The sequence below is a fragment of the Prauserella muralis genome (genome assembly GCF_003202285.1).
Taxonomy (GTDB): Bacteria; Actinomycetota; Actinomycetes; order Mycobacteriales; family Pseudonocardiaceae; genus Prauserella_B; species Prauserella_B muralis.
This window is the reverse complement of the sequence record NZ_MASW01000006.1, coordinates 13,196-39,656: the sequence shown is the minus strand read 5'-3', so window position 1 is coordinate 39,656 and position 26,461 is coordinate 13,196. Positions and strand designations below refer to the sequence as shown.

At 72.5% G+C, this 26,461-nt stretch carries 30 protein-coding genes; 18 read left to right on the top strand and 12 right to left on the bottom strand.

The window, feature by feature from the left end; all coding sequences use genetic code 11:
- Positions 1–108 precede the first annotated feature (108 nt).
- A complete protein-coding gene (locus BAY60_RS25430; protein WP_112283652.1) occupies positions 109–1,182 on the top strand; it encodes a Glu/Leu/Phe/Val family dehydrogenase in 1,074 nt (357 codons plus the stop codon).
- Positions 1,179–2,093, top strand: a complete 915-nt coding sequence (locus BAY60_RS25425) for a serine hydrolase (RefSeq protein WP_112283650.1) — start codon at positions 1,179–1,181, stop codon at positions 2,091–2,093. The genes BAY60_RS25430 and BAY60_RS25425 overlap by 4 nt, the downstream gene beginning before the upstream one ends.
- Here BAY60_RS25425 and BAY60_RS25420 read toward each other — a convergent pair.
- The gene (locus BAY60_RS25420) at positions 2,060–3,031 is read right to left on the bottom strand and encodes a LysR family transcriptional regulator (protein WP_112283648.1); all 972 of its coding nucleotides are present in this window, start codon (positions 3,029–3,031) and stop codon (positions 2,060–2,062) included. The two genes, BAY60_RS25425 and BAY60_RS25420, sit on opposite strands and share 34 nt — an antisense overlap.
- Before the next feature lie 84 nt (positions 3,032–3,115).
- On the opposite strand from BAY60_RS25420, the gene BAY60_RS25415 reads away from it, so the two are divergent.
- The gene (locus BAY60_RS25415; protein WP_211330466.1) at positions 3,116–4,090 is read left to right on the top strand and encodes an MBL fold metallo-hydrolase; all 975 of its coding nucleotides are present in this window, start codon (positions 3,116–3,118) and stop codon (positions 4,088–4,090) included.
- A 24-nt stretch (positions 4,091–4,114) separates the two neighbouring features.
- On the opposite strand, the gene BAY60_RS25410 is transcribed toward BAY60_RS25415, so the two are convergent.
- Both BAY60_RS25410 and BAY60_RS25405 read right to left on the bottom strand, forming a co-directional pair.
- Positions 4,115–4,309 carry a DUF5302 domain-containing protein gene (locus tag BAY60_RS25410; protein WP_112283646.1) on the bottom strand — a complete coding sequence of 65 codons (195 nt, stop codon included), beginning with the start codon at positions 4,307–4,309 and terminating at the stop codon, positions 4,115–4,117.
- Positions 4,310–4,423: 114 nt separating this feature from the next.
- On the bottom strand, positions 4,424–6,412 hold the full coding sequence (locus BAY60_RS25405) for a VanW family protein (protein WP_112283644.1): 1,989 nt from the start codon (positions 6,410–6,412) through the stop codon (positions 4,424–4,426).
- Between the two features lie 288 nt (positions 6,413–6,700).
- Here BAY60_RS25405 and BAY60_RS25400 point away from each other — a divergent pair, with 288 nt between their 5' ends.
- From BAY60_RS25400 to priA, 6 genes are all read left to right on the top strand, one after another.
- On the top strand, positions 6,701–6,952 hold the full coding sequence (locus BAY60_RS25400; protein ID WP_112283642.1) for a hypothetical protein: 252 nt from the start codon (positions 6,701–6,703) through the stop codon (positions 6,950–6,952).
- A 15-nt stretch (positions 6,953–6,967) separates the two neighbouring features.
- Complete coding sequence (locus tag BAY60_RS25395) at positions 6,968–7,465, top strand: metallophosphoesterase family protein (protein WP_112283640.1); 498 nt, start codon at positions 6,968–6,970, stop codon at positions 7,463–7,465.
- A 10-nt stretch (positions 7,466–7,475) separates the two neighbouring features.
- Positions 7,476–8,483, top strand: coding sequence for a PHP domain-containing protein (locus BAY60_RS25390; protein WP_112284602.1), 1,008 nt, complete (start codon positions 7,476–7,478; stop codon positions 8,481–8,483).
- Between the two features lie 71 nt (positions 8,484–8,554).
- Positions 8,555–9,694, top strand: coding sequence for an MFS transporter (locus BAY60_RS25385; RefSeq protein ID WP_112284601.1), 1,140 nt, complete (start codon positions 8,555–8,557; stop codon positions 9,692–9,694).
- A 28-nt stretch (positions 9,695–9,722) separates the two neighbouring features.
- Complete coding sequence (hisH, locus tag BAY60_RS25380) at positions 9,723–10,352, top strand: imidazole glycerol phosphate synthase subunit HisH (RefSeq protein WP_112283638.1); 630 nt, start codon at positions 9,723–9,725, stop codon at positions 10,350–10,352.
- Between the two features lie 34 nt (positions 10,353–10,386).
- Positions 10,387–11,124 carry a bifunctional 1-(5-phosphoribosyl)-5-((5-phosphoribosylamino)methylideneamino)imidazole-4-carboxamide isomerase/phosphoribosylanthranilate isomerase PriA gene (priA, locus tag BAY60_RS25375; protein ID WP_112283637.1) on the top strand — a complete coding sequence of 246 codons (738 nt, stop codon included), beginning with the start codon at positions 10,387–10,389 and terminating at the stop codon, positions 11,122–11,124.
- Positions 11,125–11,140: 16 nt separating this feature from the next.
- Here the strand turns inward: priA and BAY60_RS25370 are convergent, their stop codons facing one another.
- Positions 11,141–11,524 carry a RidA family protein gene (locus BAY60_RS25370; protein ID WP_112283636.1) on the bottom strand — a complete coding sequence of 128 codons (384 nt, stop codon included), beginning with the start codon at positions 11,522–11,524 and terminating at the stop codon, positions 11,141–11,143.
- A gap of 83 nt (positions 11,525–11,607) precedes the next feature.
- Between BAY60_RS25370 and BAY60_RS25365 the strand changes: the two genes are divergently transcribed.
- Positions 11,608–11,970 (top strand): winged helix-turn-helix transcriptional regulator, encoded by a 363-nt coding sequence (locus BAY60_RS25365; protein WP_147239497.1) that lies wholly within the window; start codon positions 11,608–11,610, stop codon positions 11,968–11,970.
- Here the strand turns inward: BAY60_RS25365 and BAY60_RS25360 are convergent.
- The 5 genes from BAY60_RS25360 to BAY60_RS25340 form a co-directional block, all read right to left on the bottom strand.
- Positions 11,954–12,340 carry a PPOX class F420-dependent oxidoreductase gene (locus BAY60_RS25360; protein ID WP_112283634.1) on the bottom strand — a complete coding sequence of 129 codons (387 nt, stop codon included), beginning with the start codon at positions 12,338–12,340 and terminating at the stop codon, positions 11,954–11,956. The genes BAY60_RS25365 and BAY60_RS25360 overlap by 17 nt on opposite strands.
- A 35-nt stretch (positions 12,341–12,375) precedes the next feature.
- On the bottom strand, positions 12,376–13,110 hold the full coding sequence (locus BAY60_RS25355) for an ABC transporter permease (protein ID WP_112283633.1): 735 nt from the start codon (positions 13,108–13,110) through the stop codon (positions 12,376–12,378).
- The gene (locus tag BAY60_RS25350; protein WP_112283632.1) at positions 13,107–13,826 is read right to left on the bottom strand and encodes an ABC transporter ATP-binding protein; all 720 of its coding nucleotides are present in this window, start codon (positions 13,824–13,826) and stop codon (positions 13,107–13,109) included. Before BAY60_RS25350 ends, BAY60_RS25355 begins: the two co-directional genes overlap by 4 nt.
- A 136-nt stretch (positions 13,827–13,962) precedes the next feature.
- Positions 13,963–15,702 (bottom strand): hypothetical protein, encoded by a 1,740-nt coding sequence (locus tag BAY60_RS25345; protein ID WP_112283631.1) that lies wholly within the window; start codon positions 15,700–15,702, stop codon positions 13,963–13,965.
- A 52-nt stretch (positions 15,703–15,754) separates the two neighbouring features.
- Complete coding sequence (locus BAY60_RS25340) at positions 15,755–16,342, bottom strand: TetR/AcrR family transcriptional regulator (protein WP_112283630.1); 588 nt, start codon at positions 16,340–16,342, stop codon at positions 15,755–15,757.
- Positions 16,343–16,405: 63 nt separating this feature from the next.
- On the opposite strand from BAY60_RS25340, the gene hisF reads away from it, so the two are divergent.
- Positions 16,406–17,179 (top strand): imidazole glycerol phosphate synthase subunit HisF, encoded by a 774-nt coding sequence (gene hisF, locus BAY60_RS25335; protein WP_112283629.1) that lies wholly within the window; start codon positions 16,406–16,408, stop codon positions 17,177–17,179.
- Complete coding sequence (gene hisI, locus BAY60_RS25330) at positions 17,176–17,538, top strand: phosphoribosyl-AMP cyclohydrolase (protein WP_112283628.1); 363 nt, start codon at positions 17,176–17,178, stop codon at positions 17,536–17,538. Before hisF ends, hisI begins: the two co-directional genes overlap by 4 nt.
- Before the next feature lie 9 nt (positions 17,539–17,547).
- On the opposite strand, the gene BAY60_RS25325 is transcribed toward hisI, so the two are convergent.
- Positions 17,548–18,189: a TetR/AcrR family transcriptional regulator gene (locus BAY60_RS25325; protein ID WP_112284600.1), complete on the bottom strand. Its 642-nt coding sequence runs from the start codon at positions 18,187–18,189 to the stop codon at positions 17,548–17,550.
- Positions 18,190–18,265: 76 nt separating this feature from the next.
- Between BAY60_RS25325 and BAY60_RS25320 the strand changes: the two genes are divergently transcribed.
- From BAY60_RS25320 to lgt, 6 genes are all read left to right on the top strand, one after another.
- A complete protein-coding gene (locus BAY60_RS25320; protein WP_112283627.1) occupies positions 18,266–19,822 on the top strand; it encodes an anthranilate synthase component I in 1,557 nt (518 codons plus the stop codon).
- A gap of 34 nt (positions 19,823–19,856) precedes the next feature.
- Complete coding sequence (locus tag BAY60_RS25315) at positions 19,857–20,390, top strand: Trp biosynthesis-associated membrane protein (protein ID WP_245992807.1); 534 nt, start codon at positions 19,857–19,859, stop codon at positions 20,388–20,390.
- Positions 20,391–20,544: 154 nt separating this feature from the next.
- Positions 20,545–21,354 carry an indole-3-glycerol phosphate synthase TrpC gene (trpC, locus tag BAY60_RS25310; protein ID WP_112283626.1) on the top strand — a complete coding sequence of 270 codons (810 nt, stop codon included), beginning with the start codon at positions 20,545–20,547 and terminating at the stop codon, positions 21,352–21,354.
- Positions 21,351–22,613: a tryptophan synthase subunit beta gene (trpB, locus tag BAY60_RS25305; RefSeq protein WP_112283625.1), complete on the top strand. Its 1,263-nt coding sequence runs from the start codon at positions 21,351–21,353 to the stop codon at positions 22,611–22,613. Before trpC ends, trpB begins: the two co-directional genes overlap by 4 nt.
- Entirely contained in the window at positions 22,610–23,404 is a 795-nt protein-coding gene (gene trpA, locus BAY60_RS25300) for a tryptophan synthase subunit alpha (protein ID WP_112283624.1), read from the top strand. Before trpB ends, trpA begins: the two co-directional genes overlap by 4 nt.
- A gap of 100 nt (positions 23,405–23,504) precedes the next feature.
- Complete coding sequence (lgt, locus tag BAY60_RS25295) at positions 23,505–24,581, top strand: prolipoprotein diacylglyceryl transferase (RefSeq protein ID WP_112283623.1); 1,077 nt, start codon at positions 23,505–23,507, stop codon at positions 24,579–24,581.
- Here lgt and BAY60_RS25290 read toward each other — a convergent pair.
- Both BAY60_RS25290 and BAY60_RS25285 read right to left on the bottom strand, forming a co-directional pair.
- The gene (locus BAY60_RS25290; RefSeq protein ID WP_112283622.1) at positions 24,525–25,595 is read right to left on the bottom strand and encodes an NAD(P)H-dependent amine dehydrogenase family protein; all 1,071 of its coding nucleotides are present in this window, start codon (positions 25,593–25,595) and stop codon (positions 24,525–24,527) included. The two genes, lgt and BAY60_RS25290, sit on opposite strands and share 57 nt — an antisense overlap.
- Positions 25,592–26,383 (bottom strand): SDR family oxidoreductase, encoded by a 792-nt coding sequence (locus BAY60_RS25285; RefSeq protein WP_112283621.1) that lies wholly within the window; start codon positions 26,381–26,383, stop codon positions 25,592–25,594. The genes BAY60_RS25290 and BAY60_RS25285 overlap by 4 nt, the downstream gene beginning before the upstream one ends.
- Positions 26,384–26,461: the final 78 nt, after the last annotated feature.

Genomic DNA, 26,461 nt, shown 5'->3' with positions numbered 1-26,461 from the left:
GTGGTTGATCAGCCGGAGACAACCTCCCCGGCGCCGGCCGCGCACAACCGACAAAGGCCCCGCGCCGCGACCACAAGCCGCGCCGCGGACGACAAAGGAGTCACGACCGTGACCGACGGTGTATTCGGCCGCGAGAGCGGCCATGAGCAGGTTGTCTTCTGCCAGGACCCGCACAGCGGTCTCAAGGCGATCATCGCGGTGTACTCGACCGCACTGGGGCCCGCCCTCGGTGGCACCCGCTTCTACCCCTACGCCTCCGAACACGAGGCGCTCGACGACGTGCTGGCGCTGTCCAAGGGCATGGCCTACAAGAACGCGCTGGCCGGGCTCGACCTCGGCGGCGGGAAGGCCGTCATCATCGGTGATCCCGTGACCGGGAAGAGCGAGGCGCTGCTGCGCGCCTACGGCCGGTTCGTGCAGTCACTCGGCGGCCGCTACATCACCGCGTGCGACGTCGGCACCTACGTCGCCGACATGGACGTCGTCGCCCGCGAGAGCCGGTTCGTCACGGGCCGCTCGCGCGACCTCGGCGGCGCGGGCGACTCGTCGGTGCTCACCGCGTTCGGTGTCTTCCAGGGCATGCTCGCCAGCGCCGAGCACGTCTGGGGCACCACGGACCTGCGCGGCAGGCGGGTCGGCGTCTCCGGTGTCGGCAAGGTCGGGCACATCCTCACCGGGCACCTCGTCGAAGCCGGTGCCGAGGTGGTCGTCGCCGACGTCTCCGAGCGGGCGGTCGAGCGCACCGTCGCCGCCTGTCCCGGCGTGCAGGTCGTCGCCGACGAGGCCGCGCTCGTGCGCTCCGACGTGGACATCTTCGCGCCGTGCGCGCTGGGCGGCGTGCTGGACGACGACACGGTCGCCGCGCTGCGCGCCAGGGTCGTGTGCGGGGCCGCGAACAACCAGCTCGCGCACCCCGGCGTCGAGAAGCTGCTCGACGAGCGCGGCATCCTGTTCGCGCCCGACTACCTGGTCAACTCCGGCGGTGTCATCCAGGTCAGTGACGAGCTGCACGGCTTCGACTTCGAGCGCGCCAAGCGCCGCGTCACCTCGCTGTTCGACACCACCAAGCGCGTGTTCGCGCTGGCCGAGTCCGAGGGCGTGCCGCCGGTGACCGCGGCCGACCGGCTCGCCGAGCGCCGCATGGCCGAGGTGCCGAGGTTGCGGTCCATCCTGACCACGTGACGATTCCGGACCTGTTCGACGCGGCGGGCGTGCACGGCTGGGTGCACGCCCGCTGCCTCGGCACAGGAGCGGAGACCGGCTTCGGTGCCGACGAGCCGGTGGTGCTCGCCTCGGTGATCAAGGTGCCGCTCGTGCTGGAGTTCGCCCGCCAGGTCGCCGAGGGCCAGCTCGAACCCACCGACCGGGTGCGGGTCCGCGAGGTCGATCGGCTCGGCGGCACCGGCACGGCCGGCTGCGCCGACGACGTGGAGCTGAGCCTGCGCGACGTCGCGCGGTTCGCGCTGACGGTCAGCGACAACACCGCGGCCGACCTGCTGTTCGACCGTGTCGGCGTGGACAACGTGCGCTCGCTGCTCGCCGAGCTGGGACTGCGCGCCACCACCGTCGCCGGTCCGCCGCGCGACATCGTGCGCGCCATGGCCTCCGACGTGGGCGCCGCCGATCTCGCGGAGTTCGCCCGGCGCTTTCCGACACTGACCGACGAGCAACTGCTCGCCACGCGGGCACTCGACCCGATTCGGACCACGGCGAGCACGCCGATGGAGATGACCCGGCTGCTCGCGCTGATCTGGTCCGGCGAGGCGGCGCCCCCGCAGGCGTGCCGGCAGGTGCGCGCGCTGATGGCACAGCAGGTGTCCTGGGCAAGGCTCGGCGCGGCGTTCGCCCCGGACGCCACGGTGGCGGGCAAGACCGGCACGCTGCCCTGCGTGCGCAACGAGATCGGGGTGGTCGACTACCCCGACGGGGGCCGGTACGCGGTCGCGGTGTTCACCCGGGGCGGCGGCACCCGGCCACGCCCGGACATCGAGCGGGCCATCGGGGCGGCAGCCCGCCACGCCGTCGAGGAGCTGCGGCGGGCGCGCGGGCCAGGGACCGTTCACCCGCCGCCGGTCTCCGGCGACACGCCGTAGACGACATCCCACGGCCGCAGCTGCCGCCCGGCCGGCGTGGTGACGGTCGAGATCCCGTCCCCGGCCAGTACCTGGCCCGCGACCTCCGCCAGCCGCCGCGCCTGCGGGTGCGGGCTGCTTACCGGCCACGCGAACGACATCCGCCAGCTCAGTCCCGGCTCCGCCAGCGGCCGCCACACCACACGCGGCTCCTTGCGAGCCACCATTCCCGGTTCGAACGCCACGCCGTGCCCGGCGAGCACCATGCCGAGCACGAACTCCGGGTTGCGCGCGTGGTGCACGGCCGCGGGACGGAACCCCTGCTCCCAGCACGTGCGCAGCAGCGCGTCGTAGAGCCCCGGCGCGGCCGCCCTCGGAAACAGCACCAGGCCGTGCCCGGCGAGGTCGGCCAGTGCCAGCTCGGCCCTGGCGGCCAGCGCCGAGTCGCGGGGCAGCACCACGCCCAGCGGCGTCTCCACCACAGGGCCCAGCTCGAAGCCGAGCACGTCCACCGGATGCTGCAGCAGCGCGACGTCGAGCTCCCGGTCGGCCAGCAGCCGCACCTGCTCGGTCGTGGTCAGCTCGTGCAGGTCGAGCCGCACCCCCGGGCATTCGGCCGCGAACGCCGTGAGCAGCGACGCGAGCACCCGGCCGGGCAGCTCGGGCGGCACCCCCGCCCGCAGCGCGTCCATCTCGCCGCGGTGGGCCTTGCCCACGAGGCTGGTCAGCCGGTCCCAGCGGGCCAGCAGGTCGCGCGCCTCGGCGAGCAGCACCTGCCCCGCCTCGGTCAGCTCGACGCGCCGCCCGCGGTCGAACAGCTCCGCGCCGAGGTCGCGCTCCAGCCTGCGGATCCGCTGGCTCAGCGGCGGCTGGGCGATGCCGAGGCGTTCCGCGGCCCGCCCGAAGTGACGTTCCTCGGCCACGGCGACGAAGTACCGCAGCGCACGCAAGGGGTCCACGCTGCGACGATATCGGTTGGCATATCGAACATCGGCACTGTCGGTCTTGGACAGTGCGGCCACGGCCGTGATCAGGTGTCGGACATGGACGACAACAGAATGACCAGAAGGGGCCTGTTCGGCGTCTCCGCGGGAGCGGCCGCGGCGCTGGCCGGGGCCGCGACGCCGGCGGCGGCGAGCGCGGCCGCCCCGGCGCGCCCGGCGCGTACCGGGCTGTGGCTGCGCTGGTGGGGCAACAACAGCTGGGAGATCCGCGTGCCGCGCGGCGAGGGCACCGCGACCGTGCTGATCGACCCATGGCTGACCCGCTTCCACACCGGCACCTACAGCGACGAGGGTGCCGACCCGCGTACCCCGATCCGCGTCGACACCGACCTCATCGATCGCCATGTCGACAGCGGTGAGCTGCGCGCCGACCACATCCTCGTCACCCACGGGCACTACGACCACATCACCGACGTGCCCTACCTGGCGCGCAGGACGGGGGCGACGGTCATCGGCACCGAGACCCACCTGAACCTGATGCTGGCCCTCGGTGCGCCCGAGGATCAGCTCGCCGTGGCGACGGGCGGCGAGTACCTGCGTTTCGACGGCTACACCATCCGCGTGCTGCGGTCACTGCACTCGGCCACCGGCCCGCGCGCGAGGGTGGCGTTCGCGGGCACCCGGCCCGGCAGGCCGCCGCGCAGGCCCCGGACGATCGAGGATCTCGTGGAGGGCGGCACGCTCGCCTACGAGGTGGCCTCGACGGCGACCGGTGCGAGCGTGGTCGACTTCGGCGGCTCCAACTACGTCGAGTCGGAGGTGGCCCGGCTGCGCCCGGACGTCGTGCTGCTGCCACCCGGCGGGGACTCGGTGCACGACTACGTGCCGCGGCTGCTCGCGGCGGCCGGACACCCCCCGCACGTGCTGCCGACCCACTGGGACGACATCGACCGCCCGCTGACCGAACCCGCCCACGACTGGGGCGGGCTGGCCGCGCTGCGAGCCGCCGTGGCGCAGGCGAGCCCTGCCAGCCGGTTCACGGTCGTGGACCACCTGGAGACGTTCGTGCTGTAGGCGGGACCTCGGACGGGCGCGCGCTCAGCCGCTCTTGCGGCGGAAGTTGCGCTTCTGCGCGGCCGGGCCGTGTGCGTGGGCGTTGGCCGGGCCCGCGTCCTGGTGCGCCGCCCCGGCCTTGGCCTTCGCCTGCTTGCGCTCGAGAGCCTCGCGGAACTTGCGCTTGGTCTCGTCCTCGGGTGTGGCGCCGTTGCCGGCCTGCGGTGCGGTGTCGGGCATGGGAACCTCCGGTCGGGCGGCGCTGGACGTACGCCTGTCAGCTTGGCAGCCGGGGGCCGATGCGGCCACCCGTTTTGGCCTGCCGGGTGGCCGGGGCGGTGGCCGGGGCTACGGTCAGTCGCCACCCCGGCCACCGCAGACGACCTTGTTCTGCGGGTTGTAGCGCACGGTGCGCGGCTCCTGCCGGACCACGGCGCCCGTGTTCGGGTCCTTGAGGATCCGCGTGTTGGTGACCGTGAAGCCCGGCGCGCCCTCACTGGGCGAGCATTCGCCCCGCGGACCCTGCGTGACCTCCGGCTGCACGAAGTTGGTGCGGGGCCCGGTGACCGACTCCACCTCGTACTGCGTGGTGCCCCACAGCCGGACCGTGATGTCCGACGGCGTCCAGATCGTCTGGATCGCGACGCCGGTGGGGCTGTCGTTGGTGAACTTCAGGTCGATGATGCTGGCGCCATCCGGGCTCTGGAACACCGTGGCCTCACGGCCCTCCGGGTACCGGCTGATGTAGTAGCTGTGCTCCTGGTGCCCGGCGTCGGTCATGCCCGCGAAGTAGGCGGCGTTGTAGAGCGTGGTCGCGAACTGCGAGATGCCGCCGCCGACGGCCTTGCCCGGCGCGCCGTCCTCGATGATGCCCGCCGGGATGTAGCCCTGCGCCTCGGTGCGCGGGCCGGTGTGGCCGTTGAGGCTGAAGGTCTCGCCCGGCTTGACGATGGCGCCGTCCACCTCGGCGGCGACCTGGCGGATGTTCACGCCCGAGTCCGAGGCGAAGCCGCCGGTGGTGAACTCCCCGATCACTTCCTTGATACCGAGCTTGTTGGCATCCTCGGTGGTGATCTTGGCGGGCCGCTTCACGTAGGTGGCGGTGAGCTCCCGGTTGTCCTGCCGCTTGAGCACGTCGAGCAGTGGCTTCAGCGTGACGTCCCAGCGGATCTTGTTGCCGTCCTCCGACGGCACGACGGTGGGCTGGCCGCCCTCGAAGACGATCTCGGCGTCCTTGCCCTCCTTCTCGGTGTGGGCGAGCTCGGGGCCGACCCCGGCGACGATCTTCTTCCGGTCGATCTCCGGCACCAGCGCGCCGTTCTCGGCCTTGAAGTGCAGCCCCGCCGCGATCTCCTCGGGTTCGAGAGTGCCGTCCGCGCCCTCCCCGTGCACCACCACCGGCGCCGAAACGGCCGGCTGCGCCACCTGCTCCAGCGCGGTCTTCACGGCGTCGGAGGTGATCGTCACCGGCGTGCGCTTCACGGGCAGGGTCAGCTGCCTGCCCGCCGCCCACTGGTCCAGCACGATCGCCTGCGCGCGCTCGACGTCGAGCTGCTGGCCGTCCTTCGGTTCCACCGGCACCGGGCGCGCGCCCTCGAACACCACGTTGCCCTCGACGGGCTCGTGATCGATCTTCTCCTGCAGGGCCGCCATGGCGTTCTCGAGCTGGTTGGGCTCGGCCTGCGTCACCACCCCCACCTCGCGGGTGGTGAAGAACGAGGTGATGCGGGTGATGGGGTTCAGCGGCTGGTCACCGGCCTGCTCCAGGGTGGAGGGCCAGTCCAGCGCGAGCCCCGCGGCCTTGGGGTCGAACGAGTCGCGCACGTCACCCGCGGTGTAGGAGACCGGCTGGTTCATCCTGGGCTCGATCTCCTGGCGCAGCCTGTCCTCGGCCTGCGAGTGGCTGAGGCCGCCGACCTCCACGCCGGCGACCGTGACGCCGCGCGGCACGTCGCCGCTGGTGACGAGCAGGTCGGCGCCGTAGGCGAGCACGAGCGCGCCGAACACGCCCGCGGCGATGAGCGCGGGCTTGCGCAGGTTCCGGCCCGGCGTGCCGTCCCCGGGCTCGCCGCCGGTGTTGCCGGGGTGCTCCGCGATCCGCTCCGTCGGGACGTCGGCCGCTCCCTGCTGCGCGCCGAGGTACTGCGTCGTCTCGGCGGCGGCCTCCGGGTGGTGCGCGGCCGCCGTGTAGCGCGTAGGTTCGTCGTGCCGCGCGGTCTCGGCGATGTACTGGGTGGTCTCGGTGGAATGCTCGGCGGCTCCGGGCCCAGGGTGGGCAGGCACGGCCGGCAGGACGTCGGTCTGCTCGGCGTGCGACTCGGGCCACTGTTGGTCGTGTGGCAAGACAACCCCTCCACGTCCGGCGACGGGCCAGGACTCCGCGGTCAAGATACGTCCCCGGCCAGGCCTGGTGCGCACGTGCCCCCGGCACCTGGGGTGATCGGCTGTTTGCCCTGGTGATCGCGTTGCCCGGCCGGGCCGTGCGCCGCGCACGGCGGGGGATGGCCCCTGGTGGGCCCAGATACCGATTCGGTCTCGGTGCGCGGTCCCGGCCCGCCGAGGGCGCGGGCGGTGTCATGTCCAAGGCGCAAGCGGGTAACCGCAGGTGGAACGAACGAAAGGGAGTACGCGATGAAGATCACCGGCGAGCACGTGCAGGCCCTGCTGGACAGCGGGCTGCCCCAGCCGACGATGGTGCTGCAGGAGGGCGAGGTCCGGCTGCTGGGGGAGCAGGACCTGCGGTCACAGCGCTACGCTGGGGCGCTGATCGTGGCCTCGCGGGACGCGCTGCGGGCACAGCTGGGTCACCGCGAGCTGTCCCGCCGTGACCTGGAGGAGCTGGCCGCCGGGCTGGAGGCGGCGGTGTCCAACCTGGGTGGCTGAGGGGAGTGGGGCCGCATGCGGCTGCTCATCATCGCGGACACGCACGTGCCCAAGCGGGCGCGGCGGCTGCCCGATGCGGTGTGGCGCGAGGCCGACGCCGCCGACGTGGTGGTGCACGCGGGTGACTGGGTCGACGTGGCCCTGCTCGACGAGCTGGAGGCCAGGGCCGCGCGGCTGATCGGCGTCTACGGCAACAACGACGGGCCCGCGCTGCGGGAGCGGCTGCCGGAGGTGGCGCGGGCCGAGCTGGAGGGGCTGCGGCTCGCCGTGATCCACGAGACTGGGGCGGCCAGGGGCAGGGAGCAGCGCTGCGCGCGGGAGTTCCCGGACACCGACGTGCTGGTGTTCGGCCACAGCCACATCCCCTGGGACAGCGTCGCGGGCTCCGGCCTGCGGCTGCTCAACCCCGGCTCGCCCACCGACCGGCGCAGGCAGCCGCACTGCACCTACCTGACGGCCACGGCGAAGGACGGCGAGCTGCACGACGTCGAGCTGCACGCCCTGCCGAGGTGACGCGATGGCGATGAACCCGGTGCGCGTGCTGCGGCAGATCGCGTTGTACCTGGAGCGGGCGGGCGAGCCGACGTATCGCGTGCGGGCGTTCCGCCGCGCCGCCGCCGTGGTGGAGGGCCTGCCCGAGGGCGAGCTGGAACAGCGGGTCCGCGCGGGCACCCTCACGGCGCTGTCCGGCATCGGCAAGACGACGGCCGCCGTCATCACCGACGCCCTGCAGGGCCGGGAACCCGCCTACCTCACCGAGGTCGCCACGCGCGCTGTGCCCGGCATGCCCGACGGCGGGCCGCTGCTGAAGGCCCTGCGCGGCGACTGCCACACGCACTCGGACTGGTCCGACGGCGGCAGCCCGATCGACGAGATGGCCGAGGCCGCCCGCCAGCTGGGGCACTCCTACCTCGTGCTCACCGACCACTCCCCGCGGCTCACCGTGGCCAACGGGCTGTCGGGCGAGCGCCTGCGCGCGCAGCTGGACGTGGTGGCGGCACTCAACACCGAACTCGCGCCGTTTCGCATCCTCACCGGCATCGAGGTGGACATCCTCGACGACGGCACGCTCGACCAGGACCCCGAGCTGCTGGCCGAGCTCGACGTCGTGGTCGCCAGCGTGCACTCGCACCTGCGCATGCCGAGGGCCGAGATGACCGAGCGGATGCTCACGGCCGTGGCGAACCCGCGCGTCAACGTGCTCGGGCACTGCACGGGGCGGCTCGTCACCAGGCGGGCCAGGCCGGAGTCGCAGTTCGACGCCGAGGCCGTCTTCGCCGCGTGCCGCGACAACGACGTCGCCGTCGAGATCAACTCCCGGCCGGAGCGGCTCGACCCGCCCCGGCGCCTGCTGCGCCTGGCCGTGGAGATCGGCTGCCGGTTCGCCATCGACAGCGACGCGCACGCGCCCGGCCAGCTGGGCTGGCTGCCGTTCGGCTGTGCCAGGGCGCTCGAATGCGGGGTGCAGCCGGATTCCGTGGTCAACACGATGACCGCCGACGACCTGGTCGCCTGGGCCGCGGGCCGCTGACCACGCGCGGCTGGACAGGATAGGTACGGGCGTACTAGAACGGGCGGGTGTCGACGTCACGCTCCCGGGTGATGCCGGACGGTCCCGCCCCGGCCTCCCCGCTGGGCTACCGGGACTTCCGGCTGTCGCTGCTGGCCTCCACGCTGGCCTTCACCGGCTACGGCCTGCTGCTGCCGGTGGTGCCGCTCTGGGCGGTGCACCAGGGTGCCGGACCCGTGACAGCCGGGGCCGCGACCGGGGTCTTCATGGCCAGCACCGTGCTCACCCAGCTCGCCGTGCCCGCGCTGATCAGAGCCCGCGGCTACCGGCTCGCGCTGGTGTGGGGCGCGCTGCTGCTGGCCGTGCCCGCACCGCTGCTGATCGTCTCCACCGAGGCCGCCCCCATCCTGGCCGTCTCGTTCGTCCGGGGCGCCGGGTTCGGCCTGCTCACCGTATGCGGCAGCGCGCTCATCGCCGAACTGCTGCCCGGCGGGCACGTCGCCCGCGGCTCCGGGCTGTACGGCTTGGCCGTGGGGCTGCCCCAGCTGCTGGGCCTGCCCGCCGGTGCCTGGCTCGCCGAGCACTGGGGGTTCGAGCCGGTGTTCGTGGTGGCCACCGTGCTGCCGCTGGCGGCGCTGGTGCCGATGCTCCTGCTGCCCGCGCTGCCGCCCCGGCACGCCCCGGAGGGCGGCAGGGGGCTGCGCGGGCTGATCACCGCCACCTGGCGCCCGTGGCTGCCCATGCTCGCGGTGTCCACCGGTTTCGGGGCGGTGGCGACGTTCGCGCCGATCGTGGTCAGCTCCCCGGCGTCGGCGATCGCACTGTTCGTCGCGCCCGGTGCCGCCATGCTGTCCCGCTGGGTGGCGGGCCAGGTCGGCGACCGCATGGCGAGCCCTGGCCGGATGCTGCCCGGCGGGCTCGCCGTGGGCGGCCTCGGCCTGCTCGGCTTCGCCCTGCTGGCGTCGAACCCCGTGGCCGCCGTCCTGAGCGCCGCGGTGTTCGGCGCCGGGTTCGGTGTGGTGCAGAACGACTCGCTGGTGGCGATGTTCGCCAGGTCGGCGGCGGGCCCGGCGAGCGTGGCGTGGAACGTCGCCTTCGACGCGGGACAGGGCCTCGGCGCGGTCGCCGTGGGCGCGATCGTCGCCGGGTCCAGCTTCGGTGTCGCGTTCGGCCTGCTGGCGGGCGCCGCGCTGGCGCTGCTGCCCGTGGCGTGGCTCGCACGCCGGCCGTGAGCGGAGCACGCTTGTTAGCCTGGGAGACGTGCCCCGCGTTGTGATTCTGGACTACGGCTCCGGCAACCTCCGTTCCGCCGAGCGTGCCGTGCGGCGCGCAGGCGCCGACGTCGAGGTCACCGCCGACCATCGCGCCGCGCGCGAGGCCGACGGGCTGGTCGTGCCCGGGGTGGGCGCGTTCGCCGCCTGCATGGAGGGCCTGCTGTCCGTGGGCGGCGAGCGGGTGATCGGCACCCGCCTCGCCGGGGGCAGGCCCGTGCTGGGCATCTGCGTCGGCATGCAGATCCTGTTCGAGCGGGGCGTCGAGCACGGCGTGGAGGCCAAGGGCACCGGCGAGTGGCCGGGCACGGTCGAGCGCCTGCATGCCGACGTGCTGCCGCACATGGGCTGGAACACCGTGCGCGTGCCCGAGGGTTCGCAGTTGTTCGCCGGGCTCGACGCGGGCACCCGGTTCTACTTCGTGCACTCCTACGCGGTGCGGAACTGGGAGCTGCGCTCGGAGCTGCCCGGGCAGCAGCCGAAGGTCACCTGGGCCCACCACGGGGAGGACTTCGTCGCCGCGGTGGAGAACGGTGCGCTGTGCGCCACGCAGTTCCACCCGGAGAAGTCCGGCGACGCCGGTGCGCAGTTGCTGCGGAACTGGCTGAGCACCCTCTGAGCCGCGCGGCCGCGCCGGTTCCTATAGTGACGGCGTGACCTTCCAGCTCCTTCCCGCCGTCGACGTCGCCGATGGCCAGGCCGTTCGCCTCGTCCAGGGCGAGGCCGGCACCGAGACCTCCTACGGCTCGCCGCTGGAGGCGGCGCTGTCGTGGCAACGGGACGGGGCGGAGTGGATCCATCTCGTCGACCTCGACGCGGCGTTCGGCAAGGGGTCCAACCGGGAGCTGCTCGCCGAGGTGGTCGGCAAGCTGGACGTGCAGGTGGAGCTCTCGGGCGGCATCCGCGACGACGCGTCGCTGGCCGCCGCCCTGGCCACCGGTGCCCGCAGGGTCAACCTGGGCACGGCGGCCCTGGAGGACCCGGAGTGGACGGCCAAGGCCGTCGCGACCCACGGCGACCGGGTGGCGATCGGCCTCGACGTGCGCATCAGCGAGGCGGGGCACCGGCTCGCCGCGCGCGGGTGGACCAGCGACGGTGGTGACCTGTGGGAGGTGCTCGACCGGCTTGACCGCGACGGCGCCGCGCGCTACGTGGTCACCGACGTCAGCAAGGACGGCACCCTCAAGGGCCCGAACCTCGACCTGCTCCGTGAGGTCGCCGCGCGCACCGACGCACCCGTGATCGCCTCCGGCGGGGTGTCCTCTGTGGACGACCTGCGTGCGCTGGCGACGCTGGAGCGCGACGGCGTCGAGGGTGCCATCGTCGGCAAGGCGCTGTACGCGGGCGCGTTCACGCTGCCCGAGGCGCTGGCCGCGGTCGCGCGGGGCTGACGCGCCTCCGTGCCGCTCACCGCAGGGCGGCGACGGCGTCGATCTCGATCAGCCAGTCCGGCTGCGCGAGCCCGGCCACCTGCACCAGGGTGTCCGCGGGGTAGGGCTCGCTGAAGAACTCCGCGCGCAGCGCGATGATCTCGTCCAGCCTGCTCATGTCGGTGACCATGATGGTCACCTTGACCACGTCGGCGAGGCCTGCGCCCGCCCGGCCCAGCACGGTGGCGAGGTTGGCGAAGGCCTGCCGTGCCTGCGCGGTGAAGCCGCCCGCGACCGTGCGGCCGTGTTCGTCGATGCCGGCCTGCCCCGAGAGGAAGAGCAACTCGCCCGCACGGATGCCGAGGGAGATGTTGTAGGGCTCGTACCAGTCGGGCTTGCCCCCGATGCGTTCGATGATCATGCCGTCAGCCTCGTGTGTACGACCGTCCTCGGCAAGTACGGTCTTTCTTGTCCGGTAGTGACCCGTTGTATAGCGTGCAGGTCATGGGCGATCGAGTCGGTGACATGGAGGACTACTGCATGGTCGAGGCGGCCATGGAGGTGGTCGGGGGCAAGTGGAAGCTGGCGATCCTCAGGCACCTGTTCGACGGCACGTGCCGCTTCGGCGAGCTCAACCGGGCGATGCCGGCCATCACGCCCAGGATGCTCACCCGCCAGCTGCGGGAACTGGAGGCCGACGGGCTGGTGCGGCGGGTCGTCTACCCGGAGGTGCCGCCGAAGGTGGAGTACTCCCTGACCTATCTCGGCGAGAGCCTGCGCCCGATCGCGCTCCGGCTGGAGGAGTGGGGTCACTGGTACCGCGAGCGGCGGGGACTGGGCGGCGAGCCGGTCACTCCTCGATCTTGACGGCGATGCCGACGGTCCGCTCGGGGCCGCCGCGCAGCCTGCTGAAGAACATGGAGACCCGGCCGAGGAGCCCGTAGGCGCGCGCGATCGCGTCCTTGGCCGCCTCGCCGTCGGCGTCATCGAGGATGCGGGCGGTGCCGGTCACCGTCTCGCCGTGTGTGTTGCGGCCGCGCAGGTCGCACGCCGTCAGCTCGACGCGCGGATCGTGGCGGATGCGCTTGACCTTGCCCGCCTTGCGTTCGCTGAACACCACGAGCTCGTCGCCGAGGCGCGCGGTCCAGATCGGCGTCGGCACGGCTTCGCCGGACCTGCGGTACGTGGTCAGCAGCACGTACTTCTCGGCCGCGAGCCGTTCGAGGTGCGTTCCCATCTGCTCACCGTAGGGCGGCGCCGCTGAGAACGCCGTCAGGGCGTGCGCCTGCGCAGCGTCGCGGCGCCGAGCACCAGCGCCAGCAATGCGCATCCGGCGACGATGAGCATGTTCCGCGCCAGCGTGCCGTCGACCTCGGCCGAGCGGGTGACCTGCGTGAGAGCGTCCACGGCGTAGGAAAGCGGCAGCACGTCGGAGATGCCGTTGAGCAGCCAGCCCATCTCGTCGCGAGGGGTCAGCAACCCGCAGAGCAGGAACTGCGGCAGCACGACCACCGGCATGAACTGGATCGCCTGGAACTCGGTCGTGGCGAAGGCGCTGACGAACAGGCCGAGCGCCGTGCCGAGAAGCGCGTCCAGCAGGGCGACGAGCAGCAGGACCCACACCGAGCCGGCGACGTCGAGCCCCAGCCACCACACCGAGACCGCCGTCGCGAGCGACACCTGGGCGGCAGCGAGGAGGCCGAACGCGGCGGCGTAGCCGAACAGCAGGTCCAGCTTGCCGACGGGCATCGTCATCAGCCGTTCGAGCGTGGCCGACGTGCGCTCGCGCAGTGTCGTCACCGAGGTGATCAGGAACATGATCGTGAACGGGAAGATGCCCAGCAACGCGGGCGCGAGCCCGCTGAACTGCCGCTCGCTGTTGAAGACGTAGCGCAGCAGGAGCATCAGCAGCGAGGGCATGACGAGCAACAGCACGACCGTGCGGGGGTCGTGGCGCAGCTGGGTGAGGATGCGGCGGGTGGTGGCGAGCGTGACGGCGGGGCTCATCGGGCCGCCTCCTCGGTGATCAGGTGCAGGAACGCGCGCTCGAGGTCGTCGGCGCCGGTGCGCTCGCGCAGGCCGCCGGGGGTGTCGTCGGTGAGCAGCCGCCCCTCGCGCATCAGCAGCAGGCGGTCGCAGCGGGCGGCCTCGTCCATGACGTGGCTGGAGACGAGCAGGGTCGCGCCGCGCGCGGCGAGCCTGCCGAACAACGCCCACAACTCGTCGCGCAGCACGGGGTCGAGGCCGACGGTCGGCTCGTCGAGGATCAGCAGTTCCGGCGTGCCGAGCAGCGCGACGGCGAGGTTGGCGCGGCTGCGTTGTCCGCCGGAGAGCCTGCCGATGAGCGCGCCTGCGTGGTCGGCGAGGTCCACCTCGGCGATGACACGGTCCACATCGGACGGGGGGAAGCGGAGGACGGAGGCGAAGTAGCGCAGCGCCTCGCGGACGGTGAGGTCGGGGTAGATGGCCGGGTTCTGGGTGGCGTAGCCGATCGTGCGGCGCAGCGCCGGGCTGCCCGCGGGCCTGCCGAACACGGTGACGGTACCGCCCGCGACGATCTGCACGCCCACGATCGCGCGCATCAGTGTGGTCTTGCCGCAGCCGCTGGGGCCGAGCAGCCCGGTGACGGTGCCCGCGGCGATCCGGCAGCTGACGTCCCGGACGACCTCCCGGCCGCCGCGAACGACCCGGAGCCCCTCGACGGACACGGCAGAATTAACCATGCGCTTAATTCTGCGCGCGTTGAGCTTCGCCGTCAAGGGAACCGGATGCCGGGGAGTTCCCCAATGCGGCATTGGTAGCGCTCAACGCTACGAATGTGGCATTGGGGAGCTTTGGGCGGCCCGGGTGGGGAGGTGGTTACGACTCGCCGACGATGGTCTGGCCTGGGCGAAGGGTGGCGCCGCAGTGCCTGCGCGGCCAGCCACCGGAGTTGCGCTCCACCGCGAGAGTCGTCTCCGCCGCGTACGCGCGCACCTGGGCCAGCTTCGCCTCGTCGCGCACGGCGTCCTTGCGGACCCAGTCGCCGTTGGGCGCACCCTGGTACGGGTCGAAGTGGATCGGGTAGTAGTCGCGCGTCAGCCTCGGGTCGAACCCGATGCCGTTGCCACTGGTCCACGGCTGGCGGGTGTGGATGAACGTCGGCTTGACGTCTTCGTAGACGTAGTCGCTCTGCCCGGCCTTGTCGTGCTCGCGCACCAGGTCGGCGAACGTGTGGTTGGTCAGCCCGGCCATGTCCACCAGGTACAGCCTGCTGGTCAGCGCCGAGCCGCCCAGGTCGGGCAGCAACAGGGACGCGTTCCGCAAGCCGAGGATGTCGGCGTAGGCGTTGAACACCCTGCCGAACCGGTCGGCGACGTAGCAGGCCGAGATGTCCGGCCTCTCCCGGAACTCGTCGGCGGCGCTGGCGAACGACGCCATCGTGGGCAGCATCGCGGCCACCAGAGCCGCCGTGAGCCAGGCGCGGCCGCGGACCTTCGCGTTGCGCAGCACGTCCGAGGCGCACAGCACGCCGACCAGTGAGCCGAGCACCCAGATCGGCGTCGCGAAGCGGAACTGCGCCATCCAGTCCGGCTCCAGCACCGCGTAGGCGATGAGCGCGAGGCCGAGCGGCACGAGCAGCGCGAGCAGGCCGCGCCGCCAGGATGCGGGCCGCGCCAGGGTCATGCCGACGAAGATGACGGCGAGCAGGATCGCGGGCGCGCCGGCGTACTCCAGCAACTCGCCCGGCCGGGCCAGATCCTCCAGGGTGGGCAGGCCCTGGCGCTTCGCGATCGACGGGCTGGACACCAGCTCGCCGAACGTGGCGATGCGCCAGGCGAAGTAGGCGCCGACCGGTACGAGGAACGCCGCGGTGGACAGCAGGATGTGCCGGATGCTGGGCGCCAGCAGCTCCCTGCGCAGCGTCCCGAGAACGACGATCGGGTACACCCCGGCGTAGATCAGCCCCTCCGGCCGGGTCAGTGCGGCCAGCGCCGCCAGCCCTCCCGTGGCCAGGGCGAGCCTGGCCGACAGCACACGATCGTCGAGCACCGCACGGAACACCAGCACCGCGAGCCACACGAGGATCAGCCCGTAGAGGGAGTTCTCCAGGCCGGAGAAGACCCAGATGACGAACGACGGCGTGATGGCCAGCGCGACCCCGACGGCCAGCGTCGCCAGCCAGGGCCGTCGCGTCACCCGCTTGGCGGCCACGTAGCAGGCGAGCAGGATGCCCGAGCACAGCAGCAGCGCCAGTGCCTTGGGGAACAGCACGTAGTCGGGGATGCCGAAGAGCATGCCGCGGTCGAAGAGGCCCACCAGCCGCGCCAGCGCGAGCAACGCCGTCCACGTCGGGTTGGAGAAGCCCTCGACCGGCTCCGCGCCAGCCTGCACCACAGGGCCGAGCCCCTCGGAGAAGCTGCGCGCGTAGGCGAACGTGATGGCCGCGTCGTCGATGATCCAGTTGCCATACAGCGAACCGTGCACGCCGATCAGCGCCGTCCCCGCGGCGATCGAGGCGGCAGGCAGCAGCCGGGCGCGGAGCCGGGACTTCTTCGGCTCCCGCTCCCGTGCGGGCGTCTCGGCCGCGAGCTTCTCCCCCGACGCGACGGTGGTCATGCGAATACCCCGGAAAGTCTTCGTGACGACTGGTCCATGGCTCCCCCTGCTGTCACGGCCGAGGGGAGGCGCCGGTGAGGTAGTGCTGGATCACCGGGGCGACGATGTCGACGATCTCCTCCTCCGTCGCCGTCGCCAGCGGCGGGACCTCCAGTACGTACCGCAGAAGCGCGATCCCCATCATTTGCGCCGCGGCGGCCGAGGCCCGCAACCGCGAGACCCCTCGCGCCTCCGCGACCTTGGCGAGCACGGCGCTGGCGAGGAACTCGCGCATCATCGTGCTCGCCTGCTCGCTGGCCGTGGCCGAACGGAGCAGGGCGAGAAACGGCGCCCTGCCGTCCGGATCGGCCCATAATCGCAGGATCATACGCACCAGCCGGGCACCTGCCTCGTCGGGTGGCCCGGCCAGCACCTCGGGTAACACCTCCGCGGGATCGAACGGCAGGTTCATCGCGGCGACGAACAACTGCTGCTTCGTGCCGTAGAAATGGTGCAGCAGCGCGGAGTTCACGCCCGCCTCGGCCGCGATCGCGCGCACGGTCGCCCCGTGGAAGCCCTGCGCGGCGAACAGCCTGCGCGCGGCGTCGAGGATCTGCTCTCTCGTCTCCGTCTGCCCCGGACGTCTGCCGGATCGTGCCATGACCGCGAGCTTAGGGCGCGGCCGCCTGCCTCACCCGGATCGAGCCCACCCTAAGCTGGGGGCATGTCCGTTGCCGTGAGGGTGATCCCGTGCCTGGACGTCGACGCGGGCCGCGTGGTCAAGGGCGTCAACTTCGCCGACCTGCGAGACGCGGGCGATCCGGTGGAGCTCGCGCGCGCGTATGACGCCGAGGGCGCGGACGAGCTGACGTTCCTCGACGTCACCGCCTCCTCCGGCAACCGGGAGACCACCTACGACGTGGTGCGCCGGACCGCCGAGCAGGTGTTCATCCCGCTCACCGTCGGTGGCGGCGTGCGTGGCAACGACGACGTGAACCGGCTGCTGCGCGCGGGCGCCGACAAGGTCAGCATCAACACCGCCGCGATCGCGCGGCCGGAGCTGCTGCGCGAGGCCTCGCGCCGGTTCGGCGCGCAGTGTGTCGTCCTGTCGGTGGACGCCCGCCGCGTGCCCGAGGGCGGTGTGCCCACCGCGTCCGGCTTCGAGGTCACCACCCACGGCGGGCGCAGGGGCACCGGCATCGACGCCGTCGAGTGGGCAGCACGGGGCGAGGAGCTGGGGGTCGGCGAGATCCTGCTCAACTCGATGGACGCCGACGGCACCAAGGCGGGCTTCGACCTGGAGCTGATCCGGCTGGTCCGGGCCGCCGTGCGCGTGCCGGTGATCGCCAGCGGCGGCGCGGGTGCCACCGAGCACTTCCTGCCCGCGGTGCGTGCCGGTGCCGATGCCGTGCTCGCGGCGAGCGTCTTCCACTTCGGTCAGCTCAAGATCGGCGACGTGAAGGATGCCCTGCGTGCGGGCGGGGTGGAGGTCCGGTGAGCGACACGCACCCGGACGCCGCCGTGGACGGGCGGGTGGCATGGAACGCCGACGGCCTCGTGTGCGCGGTGGTGGTGGACCACGCGACGTCGGACGTGCTCATGGTGGCGTGGATGGACCGCGAGGCGCTGCGGCTGACACTCACCACGCGCCGGGGCACCTACTTCTCGCGCAGCAGGCAGCGGCTCTGGGTCAAGGGCGAGACGTCCGGGCACACCCAGCACGTCCGTGAGGTGCGGCTGGACTGTGACGGCGACACCCTGCTGGTGCGCGTGGACCAGACCGGCCCTGCCTGCCACACGGGCACGCGCAGCTGCTTCGACACCGACGAGCGGGTGCTGCTGGCCGAGGGCGCCTGACCTCCGCCTTCAGGCGAGGTCGCCGAGGTCGCCGGTCAGGTAGCGCTGCAGGGTGGGGGCGACCGTGGGCACCAGCGTCTCGATGTCGGCGGAGGCCACCGGCTCGAGCCTGGCGACGTAGCGCGTCATGCCGAGGCCGATCATCTGGGTGGCGCACAGCGCGGCGCGCAGCTCGGGCCGGTCGGACCCGGCGTGCGCGGCCACGGCGTTGAGGATGCGGCTGACCAGCACCTTCTTGAGGGTCTCCAGTGCGTCGTCGTGCGAGGTGACGCTGCGGATGAGGGCGACGAAGTACTCGCCGCCCGCCCCGTCCCAGCGGCTGACGAACGTGCGGACCATGTTCTCGCCCATGTTCTCCGGCCCGCCCGCGGTGACGGATTCGAGCACCTCGTCGATGTCGAACGGCACGCGAAGCACCGCCTTGGTGAACAGTCCCTCCTTGCCGCCGAACCAGTGGTTGACCATGGCGGCGTCGACGCCGGCCCTGGCGGCGATCGCCCGTACCGTCGCTCCGTCGAAGCCGCTCTCGGCGAACACCGCCCTCGCGGCCTCGACCAGCGCCGTCCTGGTGTCCTCGCCGGCCGGCCTGCGGCCACGGCGGCGGGTGGGGGTGGAATCGTTCGCTGCGGTCACCGTTCCATCATGCAGCATGCCCACAGGATTCAACAGGCATTGAATTTAGTGCCCCGGCGGCGTCAGGGCAACCGGCGGGCGGCAGAATGGCCCCATGGTGACTGCCCACTCGCTGTCCGCCGCGGCCTCCGGGCTCGGCGTCGTCAGCCCGGCGCGGGAGGAGTTCCGCGCGCTCGCCGGTGACCGGAGGGTGATCCCGGTCGTCCGCCGCGTGCTCGCGGACGCCGACACCCCCGTCGCGCTGTACCGCAAGCTGGCCGGGGACCGTCCCGGCACGTTCCTGCTGGAGTCGGCGGAGAACGGGCAGTCCTGGTCGCGCTGGTCGTTCGTCGGCGTGGACAGCCCGGCGGCGCTGACCGTGCGCGACGGCGAGGCGGTGTGGACCGGAACCCCCGTCGCGGGGCTGCCTGCAGGCGGCGACCCGCTGACCGTGCTGCGCGAGACCATCGCCACCCTGCACACCGAGCCCCTGCCCGGCATGCCGCCGCTCACCGGCGGCATGGTCGGCTACATCGGCTACGACGCCGTGCGCTGGCTCGAGCGGCTGCCCGAGCTGGCCGAGAAGGACATCGACATCCCCGAGCTGACGATGCTGCTCGCCACCGACCTCGCCGCGTTCGACCACCACGAGGGCACGGTGACGCTCATCGCCAACGCGGTGAACTGGGACGACTCCCCGGAGCGCGTCGACGCCGCCTACGACGACGCGGTGCGCAGGCTCGATGCCATGACGACGCGGCTCGGCGAGCCCGCACCGGCGACCAACGCCGTGTTCGACCGGCCCGTCCCGGAGTTCACCCGGCAGCGCGCCAAGGCCGACTTCCACACCGCCGTCGAGAAGGCCCGCGAGGCCATTCACGCGGGCGAGGCGTTCCAGATCGTGCCCTCGCAGCGCTTCGAGATGCGCACGGGCGCCGACGCGCTCGACGTCTACCGGGTGCTGCGCACCTCCAACCCGAGCCCGTACATGTACCTGCTGCGGCTCGACGGCTTCGACATCGTCGGGTCCAGCCCGGAGTCGCTGGTGACCGTGCGCGACGGCAGGGCCACCACCCATCCCATCGCGGGCACCCGCTGGCGCGGCACCGACCCTGAGGAGGACGCGCAGCTGGCCAAGGACCTGCTCGCCGACGACAAGGAGCGGGCGGAGCACCTGATGCTGGTGGACCTCGGGCGCAACGATCTCGGCAAGGTCTGCAGGCCGGGCACCGTGCACGTGGTCGACTTCTTCGCCGTCGAGCGCTACAGCCACGTCATGCACATCGTCTCCACCGTCACCGGCGAGCTGGCCGAGGGCAAGACCGCGTTCGACGCGGTGACGGCGTGCTTTCCCGCGGGGACGCTGTCCGGAGCGCCCAAGGTGCGTGCGATGCAACTGATCGAGGAGCTGGAGCCGACGCGACGCGGCCTCTACGGCGGAGTGGTGGGCTACCTCGACTTCGCGGGCGACGCCGACACCGCGATCGCCATCCGCACCGCGCTGATGCGCGACGGCGTCGCCTACGTGCAGGCGGGCGGTGGTGTGGTGGCCGACTCCGACCCCGACTACGAGGACAACGAGTCGCTGAACAAGGCCCGCACCGTGCTGTCGGCCGTCGCGGCAGCGGACACGATGGCCCCGGCGGCGTCCGGGGACCGTGCCGGTGGCTAGCACCCCGGCCAGCAAGCGTCCACTGTGGATAGTGGTGGGCGTCTTGTTGCTGAGCGCCGCCGCGCTGTGGGGCTCGGCGCGCCTGGTGTGGATCGAGGTCCCGCCCGGCACGACGGTCGACGGCGCGGTGACCGGCGACCTCACGGGCTCCGACCTCGCCGCCTGGCCGACGCCGATCGCGCTGTTCGGCCTCGCCGCGGTGGCCGCCGCGCTCGGTGCGCGCGGCTGGGCGCGGCGCGTGCTCGGCGTGCTCCTGCTGGCCGTCGGGGTGTGGGTGCTCTGGCTCACCCTCGGCGGATCCGCCTACGACGTGACGTGGACCGGCCGCGCCCCCGGCTACGGGTCCGAGCCAGGAGAGCCCGTCCGCACCCTGTGGGGCCCCGCCGCGGCCGTCACGGGCGGAGTGCTGATGGCGGCGGGCGGGGCGCTGCTCACCTGGCGTGGCCACCGGATGCCGCGAATGGGGGCCAGATACGCCGCCCCGGGTACCCAGCGTGCCCGCAAGGACCCCGACACGGAACTGTGGGATGCCCTCTCCGACGGAGACGATCCGACCACACGCAGTTAACGCCGAGGCGTCCTCACTGGTGGACAAGACAATTCCGACCCGGGACCGAAGCGCCTCACCGCGAGGGTTAGCATCATTTCGGCGGGAAGGGGAAGGTTTTTGTGAGCCACCTTGCGAGTGAACGAACGGTCATGACTCCCTCCGGAGCGGCCCAGTGAGCGTTCTCGAGGACATCATCGCGGGCGTGCGGGCCGACCTCGCCGAGCGGGAGGCGGCGCTGCCGTTCGACGAGCTGAAGCGGCGGGCGGCCGACGCCGTGCCGCCCCGCGACGTGATGGCGGCCCTGCGTGAGTCGGGCATCGGTGTCATCGCGGAGGTCAAGCGGCGCAGCCCGTCCAAGGGCGACCTGGCAGGCATTCCCGACCCGGCCGCGCTCGCCCGCGACTACGAGGACGCCGGAGCCAGGGTCATCAGCGTGCTCACCGAGCAGCGCCGGTTCGGCGGGTCGCTCGCCGACCTCGACGCGGTCCGCGCGGCGGTGGACGTTCCGCTGCTGCGCAAGGACTTCATCGTCAGCCCGTACCAGGTGCACGAGGCGCGTCTGCACGGTGCCGACATGGTGCTGCTGATCGTCGCGGCGCTGGAGCAGAACGCGCTGGTGTCGCTGCTCGACCGCGTGGAGTCGCTCGGCATGACGGCACTGGTCGAGGTGCACAACGCCGAGGAGGCCGACCGCGCGCTGGAGGCCGGCGCGAGCGTGATCGGTATCAACGCGCGGAACCTGCACACGCTGGAGGTCGACCGCGACGTGTTCTCCCGGCTCGCACCCGGACTGCCCATGGACACCTACAAGATCGCCGAGTCCGGCGTGCGCGGCCCTGGCGACCTGATGGCCTACGCCGGGCACGGCGCCGACGCGGTGCTGGTCGGCGAGGGGCTCGTCGCCTCGGAGGACCCGAAGGGCGCCCTCGTCAAGCTCGTCACGGCCGGATCGCACCCCGCCTGCCCGAGGCCCAGCCGGTGACCGAGAACCCGAGCGACAAGGCGGGCAGCGACACCCCCCGCGACACCCGCGACGAGGCCAACGGTCACGACCCCGACGAGCGCGGGCACTTCGGCCCGTACGGCGGCCGGTTCCTGCCCGAGGCGCTGATGAGCGCGCTGGACGAGCTGTCGGCCGAGTACGACAAGGCCAGGCTCGACCCGGAGTTCACCGACGAGTTCGACCGCCTGCTCTCCGGCTACGCGGGCAGGCCGTCGCTGCTCACCGAGGCGCCGCGGTTCGCGGAGCACGCGGGCGGCGCGCGGATCTTCCTCAAGCGTGAGGATCTCAACCACACCGGCTCTCACAAGATCAACAACGTGCTGGGCCAGGCGTTGCTCACCAAGCGCATGGGCAAGAAGCGGGTCATCGCCGAGACCGGCGCCGGCCAGCACGGCGTGGCCACGGCCACCGCGTGCGCCCTGCTCGACCTCGAGTGCGTCGTCTACATGGGCGAGGTGGACACGCAGCGGCAGGCGCTCAACGTGGCCAGGATGCGGCTGCTCGGCGCCGAGGTGGTGCCGGTGACGACCGGCTCCCGCACGCTCAAGGACGCCATCAACGAGGCGCTGCGTGACTGGGTGACCAATGTGGACACCACGCACTACCTGCTGGGCACGGCGGCGGGCGCGCACCCGTTCCCGGTGATGGTGCGCAACTTCCACAAGGTCATCGGCGAGGAGGCGCGCAGGCAGATCCTCGAGCTGACCGGGCGGCTTCCCGACGCCGTCGCGGCGTGCGTCGGCGGCGGCTCCAACGCCATCGGCATCTTCCACGGCTTCATCGACGACCCGGACGTGCGGCTCGTCGGCCTCGAACCCGGCGGCAAGGGCCTCGACAGCGGTGAGCACGGCGCGACGCTGACCAAGGGCACGCCGGGCACGCTGCACGGTGCCCTGTCGTACCTGCTGCAGGACGAGGACGGGCAGACCATCGAGGCCTACTCGATCTCGGCCGGGCTCGACTATCCCGGTGTCGGCCCCGAGCACTCGTGGCTCAAGGACAGCGGCCGCGCCGAGTACCGTGCGGTCACCGACGCCGAGGCCATGGACGCCTTCCAGCTGCTGTCGCGCACCGAGGGCATCATCCCGGCCATCGAGTCGGCGCACGCGCTGGCCGGAGCGCTCGCGCTGGGCCGCGAGCTGGGCCCCGACGCGCACATCCTCGTCAACCTCTCCGGGCGCGGCGACAAGGACGTGGACACCGCCGCCCGTTACTTCAAGCTCGTGGAGGACGTGTGAGCGGCGGTCTTGCCGAGCTGTTCGAGCGGACGAGGGCGGAGAGCCGCGGCGCGCTCGTCGGCTACCTGCCCGCCGGGTACCCGACGGTCGAGCGGTCCAAGGAACTCCTCGCGGCCACCATCGACGCGGGCGCCGACCTGGTCGAGGTGGGCGTGCCCTACTCCGACCCGGTGATGGACGGGCCCACCATCCAGGCCGCGGCCGACGCCGCCCTCAAGGCCGGGTTCCGGCTCAAGCACCTGTTCGAGGTCGTCGAGTCGGTGGCCTCCCGCGGTGGCCGTGCGGTGGTGATGACCTACTGGAACCCCGTGCACCGCTACGGCGTGGACGCCTTCGCCCGTGACCTCGCGGCGGCGGGCGGGCTCGGCCTCATCACGCCCGACCTCACGCCCGACGAGGCAGGCGACTGGCTGGCCGCCTCCGAGACGCACGGGCTGGACCGGATCTTCCTGGTGGCGCCGTCGTCATCGGAGGAACGGATCGCGCTGACGGCTCGCGCGTCGTCCGGCTTCGTCTACGCCACGGCCGTGATGGGCGTGACCGGCGCCCGCGACAGCGTCGGCGCGAGCGCCGCCGATCTGGTGCGGCGCACCCGCGAGCACACCGACCTGCCCATCGGTGTCGGCCTTGGCGTGCGCTCCGGCGACCAGGCCGCCGAGGTGGCCTCCTTCGCCGACGCCGTGATCGTCGGCTCGGCGCTGGTGAGCAGGGCAGGCGAGGGCGTGCCCGCGGTGCGCGAGCTGGCTGCCGAGCTGGCCGAGGGCGTGCGCCGCCCCGCCGTCCCTGCCTGAGGCCGGGCTACCCGGTGCCCCAGCAGGAGCTGGAACGGCCCTTCGCCGCCGAGGTGAACCTCCACGGCTGAACCGCGAGGCCGCGCGCTACGGTTGGCCCGTGACTACCGCGTCGGCGTTCGTCCTCGCCAACATCCCCAGCCCCGACCGCGGGGTGTGGTACCTCGGCCCCGTGCCGCTGCGGGCGTACGCGCTCTGCATCATCCTCGGCATCATCGTGGCCATCTGGTGGGGCGACCGGCGCTGGGTGCAGCGTGGCGGCACCAAGGGCGCGATCGTCGACATCGCCGTGTTCGCGGTGCCGTTCGGCCTGGTCGGTGGCAGGCTGTACCACGTCATCACCGACAACCAGCTGTACTTCGGCGAGGGCAAGGACCCGATCCGCGCGCTCTACATCTGGGACGGCGGCCTGGGCATCTGGGGAGCCATCGCGCTCGGCGCGGTCGGCGCGTGGATCGCCTGCCGCCGCAAGGGAATCCCGCTGCCCGCGGTGGCCGACGCCATCGCACCGGGCATCGTGGTGGCCCAGGCGATCGGCAGGCTCGGCAACTACTTCAACCAGGAGCTCTACGGCGGGCCCACCGACCTGCCGTGGGGGCTGGAGATCTACGACCGGGTCGACCCGGACAACCCGCTGATCAAGGACCCGCTCAACGGCGTCGCCCTCAACGACGTCCCGGTGGAGGTCGTGCACCCGACGTTCCTCTACGAACTGCTGTGGAACCTCGGTGTCGCGCTGCTCGTGGTGTGGGCCGACCGCCGGTTCCGCCTCGGGCACGGCCGCGCGTTCGCGCTCTACGTCGCCGGGTACACGGCGGGCCGGTTCTGGATCGAGCTCATGCGCACGGACGAGGCCAACCACATCCTCGGCCTGCGGGTGAACGTGTGGACCTCGATGCTGCTCTTCGCCGGCGCGATCGCCTACTTCGTGCTGGCCCGCCGCCGCGGACCGAGGGAGGCGCCGGAGACCCTCCGCGACCCGTGGGACCGCGACGATCCGGACGACGCGAGCGCCGGCGAGAGCGCCGACGACGGCAATGGCGCGGAGCGGGAATCCGGGGATGCCGATGCCGCTGGGGCGGAGTCCGAGCCCCCGGCCCGGGCCGGGGAGAGCGACGACTCAGGGCGCGACGAGGCCACGGCCGGTGACGAGCGGAAGGTCGAGCGCGGTCAGTAGGCCCGGCGGCGCGGCCACCACCGCGGGCACCGCGTTGACCAATCGCATGGCGGTCGCCTTGAGCCCGGCCGTGTTGTGGTCGCCGTCGCTGCCGAGCAGCCGCAGATCCAGCGTGTAGTCCGGCTCGCCGGTGACGCACACGCGATAGCAGCCCTGCCCTGCGGGCTGTGGCCAGTCAGGGCCCAGATCGGGCCGCAGGCGCGTGACGTGCTCGAGCACGCACACCGCCCGCCCGCCGCGCATGCCGCGGATCTCGAAGCGCAGTGCGGCCGCCGTGCCCTTCTCGATGGTGCCGGACGCGATGCCGAACGTCTCCGGCGCGGGCAGCCGCTCGTGGTGCTCCTCCACGCCGTCGAGCTCGACGCCGAGCCCCGCCGCGAGCTGGCGCACCACGCTGCCCCAGGCCAGCGACAGCACACCCGGCTGCAGCAGCATCGGGGTCTGCTCCAGCGGCGAGCCGAACCCCATGATGTCGAAGAGCACCGTGCGGTTGTCGTACGTCGAATAGTCGAGGATCTCCAGGCAGCGGACCTCGTCGATGCGCTCGCTGATGCTCGTCACGGTCAGCGGCAGCCAGTCGTTGGCGAAGCCGGGGTCGATGCCGTTGACCCACAGTGACGCGCCGCCCTCGCGGGCCGCCGCGCGCACCGGGTCGGTCAGCTCCGGTGGCACGACGCCGTCGGGGAACTGCAGGAACACCGGGCTGCTGGACACGACGTTGATCCCGGCACGCAGGAAGCGCGCGAGGTCGTCGAGGGCCTCGGTGAGCCGGTTGTCGGCCATCGCGGTGTAGACGACACAGTCCGGGCGCAGCGCCAGCAGCGCGTCGGCGTCGGTGGTCGCCCGCACGCCCAGCTCGCGGCCGAGACCGGCCAGCTCACCGGCGTCGCGGCCCGCCTTCGCCTCGCTCGACACCCACACCCCGGCCAGCTCCAGGTCGGGCCTGGCGGCGATTCCGGCGAGGGCGTGCCGCCCGACGTTGCCGGTGCTCCACTGCACCACGCGGGCACTCATGCGAGGTCCGGAAGGCCGAGTTCGAGGTTCGGGGCCTGCTGGCCGCCGTCCACCTCGAGCACCTTGCCGGTGACGTAGCCGCCCGCCCGCGAGCACAGGTAGAGGATGGTGGCGGCGACGTCCTCCGGTTCGCCGATGCGGCGCAGCGGGGTGGCCGCCTCCATGCGCTGCTTGAGTTCGGGGTTGTTCACCACCACCTCCAGCGCCGACGTGGCGACCGAGCCCACCGCGACCGCGTTGACCCGGATCCTCGGCGCGAGATCGGCCGCGGCGAGCCGCGTGTAGTGCGCGAGCGCGCCCTTCGCGGTGCCGTAGGCGAGGAAGCCGCGCCCGCTCACGCGGCCCATGACCGACGAGATGTTGACGATCGACCCGGCCCCGGCGCGCAGTATCGCGGGCACGGCCGCGCGGGTGAGCGCGTGCGCGGTGGAGACGTTGAAGCGAAAGGCCTCCTCCAGGAACTCGGTGCTCGTGTCGGCCAGCGGGCACGGCAGCGTGCCGCCGACGTTGTTGACGACGACGTCGAGGCGGCCGAACGTCTCCACGGCGGCGTCGGCCAGTGCGGCGGCGTTGGCGGGTTCGGCCAGGTCGGTGGCCACGACGTGGGCCTTGCGGCCGGTCTCGCCGATCCGCTCGGCGACGGTGTCGAGCTGGTCGCGGGTACGCGCGGCGAGCACCACGTCGGCGCCGGCCTCGGCCAGTGCGAGCGCCGTGGCGGCCCCGATGCCGCGCCCCGCGCCGGTGACGACGGCGACCTGGTCGGTGAGCCGGAAGCGGTCGAGGATCACGCGAAGAACTGTAACACGTTCTAGTTATGGCGTGGTGCCTCCGGCGTCGCCGAGTTGGCCGCCCCGGTGGCCAACACG

Bases quoted from the DNA above. Each gene is read 5' to 3' on its own strand.
- BAY60_RS25415 (WP_211330466.1), top strand. From the start codon at position 3,116: ATGGACGACAACAGAATGACCAGAAGGGGCCTGTTCGGCGTCTCCGCG.
- BAY60_RS25410 (WP_112283646.1), bottom strand. From the start codon at position 4,309: ATGCCCGACACCGCACCGCAGGCCGGCAACGGCGCCACACCCGAGGAC.
- BAY60_RS25400 (WP_112283642.1), top strand. From the start codon at position 6,701: ATGAAGATCACCGGCGAGCACGTGCAGGCCCTGCTGGACAGCGGGCTG.
- BAY60_RS25395 (WP_112283640.1), top strand. From the start codon at position 6,968: ATGCGGCTGCTCATCATCGCGGACACGCACGTGCCCAAGCGGGCGCGG.
- BAY60_RS25390 (WP_112284602.1), top strand. From the start codon at position 7,476: ATGAACCCGGTGCGCGTGCTGCGGCAGATCGCGTTGTACCTGGAGCGG.
- BAY60_RS25385 (WP_112284601.1), top strand. From the start codon at position 8,555: ATGCCGGACGGTCCCGCCCCGGCCTCCCCGCTGGGCTACCGGGACTTC.
- BAY60_RS25370 (WP_112283636.1), bottom strand. From the start codon at position 11,524: ATGATCATCGAACGCATCGGGGGCAAGCCCGACTGGTACGAGCCCTAC.
- BAY60_RS25365 (WP_147239497.1), top strand. From the start codon at position 11,608: ATGGGCGATCGAGTCGGTGACATGGAGGACTACTGCATGGTCGAGGCG.
- BAY60_RS25360 (WP_112283634.1), bottom strand. From the start codon at position 12,340: ATGGGAACGCACCTCGAACGGCTCGCGGCCGAGAAGTACGTGCTGCTG.
- BAY60_RS25355 (WP_112283633.1), bottom strand. From the start codon at position 13,110: ATGAGCCCCGCCGTCACGCTCGCCACCACCCGCCGCATCCTCACCCAG.
- BAY60_RS25350 (WP_112283632.1), bottom strand. From the start codon at position 13,826: ATGGTTAATTCTGCCGTGTCCGTCGAGGGGCTCCGGGTCGTTCGCGGC.
- BAY60_RS25345 (WP_112283631.1), bottom strand. From the start codon at position 15,702: ATGACCACCGTCGCGTCGGGGGAGAAGCTCGCGGCCGAGACGCCCGCA.
- BAY60_RS25340 (WP_112283630.1), bottom strand. From the start codon at position 16,342: ATGGCACGATCCGGCAGACGTCCGGGGCAGACGGAGACGAGAGAGCAG.
- hisF (WP_112283629.1), top strand. From the start codon at position 16,406: ATGTCCGTTGCCGTGAGGGTGATCCCGTGCCTGGACGTCGACGCGGGC.
- BAY60_RS25325 (WP_112284600.1), bottom strand. From the start codon at position 18,189: ATGCTGCATGATGGAACGGTGACCGCAGCGAACGATTCCACCCCCACC.
- BAY60_RS25320 (WP_112283627.1), top strand. From the start codon at position 18,266: ATGGTGACTGCCCACTCGCTGTCCGCCGCGGCCTCCGGGCTCGGCGTC.
- BAY60_RS25290 (WP_112283622.1), bottom strand. From the start codon at position 25,595: ATGAGTGCCCGCGTGGTGCAGTGGAGCACCGGCAACGTCGGGCGGCAC.